General features: G+C 66.3%; 1 protein-coding gene. It reads right to left on the bottom strand.

The features are described 5' to 3' along the window. Positions 1-44 precede the first annotated feature (44 nt). Entirely contained in the window at positions 45-1,292 is a 1,248-nt protein-coding gene (locus AWC14_RS19720; protein WP_031349784.1) for an IS256-like element IS1601 family transposase, read from the bottom strand. Positions 1,293-1,417: the final 125 nt, after the last annotated feature.

Below are 1,417 nucleotides of genomic sequence, written 5' to 3'. Positions count from 1 at the left end.
GGTCAAGTCCCGGGAAGTGGTGTAGTGCTGCGTGATCCGGTGGGTTAGGCGGTGAGTGCGGGCATGTCGTTGGCTCCTATGTCGGGGTTGTCGTCGGTGATGGTGGTCAGGCGGCAGCGGGTGAGGATGTCGAGGCCGAGGTAACGGCGGCCTTCGGCCCATTCGTCGTTCTGTTCGGCCAACACGGCGCCGACGAGACGGACGATGGCGTCGCGGTTGGGGAAGATCCCGACGGCGTCGGTGCGGCGGCGGATCTCTTTGTTGAGCCGTTCTGCGGGGTTGTTGGACCAGATCTGGGACCAGACATCTTTGGGGAATGCAGTGAAGGCCAGGATATCTTCGCGGGCGGTGGCCAGGTGGTCGGCCACGGCGGGCAGTTTGTCGGTGACGTAGTCGATGAGCCGGTCGAACTGCGCGGCCACCGCGGGGGCATCGGGTTGGTCGTAGACGCTGTGCAGCATCGCTTTGACCGCCGGCCACATGCTCTTGGGGCAGATGCTCATCAGGTTGGCCGCGTAGTGTGTGCGACACCGCTGCCAGGCCGCTCCGGGCAGGTTGGCCGCGATCGCCTCGCGCAGCCCGGCGTGGGCGTCGCTGGTGACCAGGCGTACGCCGGCCAGCCCGCGGGCGACGAGGTCGGCGAAGAACTCGTTCCAGGCCGGGCCGGTCTCGCTGGTGACCACCCGCATGCCCAGGACTTCGCGGTGTCCGTCACCGTTGACGCCAGTGGCCAGCAGCACGACCCCGTTGACCACGCGGCCGCCTTCGCGGACCTTCATCGTCAACGCATCAGCGGCGACGAAGGTGAACGGGCCAGCAGAATCGAGTGGGCGGTGACGGAACGCCTCGACGTGCTCGTCGAGGTCGGTGGCCATGCGGCTGACCTGCGATTTACTCAGTGAGTCGATGCCCAGGGTCTTGACCAGCTTGTCCATCCGCCGCGTGGAGACGCCGGCCAGGTAGCAGTCGGCGACCACGGTGATCAGCGCGGATTCGGCCCGCTTGCGGCGTTCGAGCAGCCAGTCGGGAAAGTAGGTTCCCTTGCGCAGCTTCGGGACTGCGACATCGATGGTGCCCACCCTGGTGTCCAGGCCGCGGTGGCGATACCCGTTGCGCTGCGCTCGCCGTCCCGGGGTGGGCTGGCCCCATTCGGCGCCCACGACGGCATCAGCATCCGCCGACAGCAGAGCGTTGATCACGGTCTGCAGCAGGGAGCGCATCAGATCAGGTGAGGCTTCGGCCAGGGCCTCGCCAAGAAGGCCGGCAGGGTCGACAATGTGGGGTGCGGTCATCGTGGGACTCCTCGAGGATTCTGTGGAAGGTTGACTCGAAGGATCACGCGGTGGCCGCTTTACGTCCATCACCGACACGATGACGAACCCAGCAACCGCGCTACACCACTATGCGGGACTCAACT

It is taken from the genome of Mycobacterium kyorinense, from assembly GCF_002101735.1.
In the GTDB taxonomy this organism is placed as follows: domain Bacteria; phylum Actinomycetota; class Actinomycetes; order Mycobacteriales; family Mycobacteriaceae; genus Mycobacterium; species Mycobacterium kyorinense.
This window is presented reverse-complemented; position numbering and strand designations above follow the sequence as displayed.

What these genes read in the sequence shown, in the direction of transcription:
- AWC14_RS19720 (WP_031349784.1), bottom strand. Translation starts at nt 1,292, where the DNA reads ATGACCGCACCCCACATTGTCGACCCTGCCGGCCTTCTTGGCGAGGCC.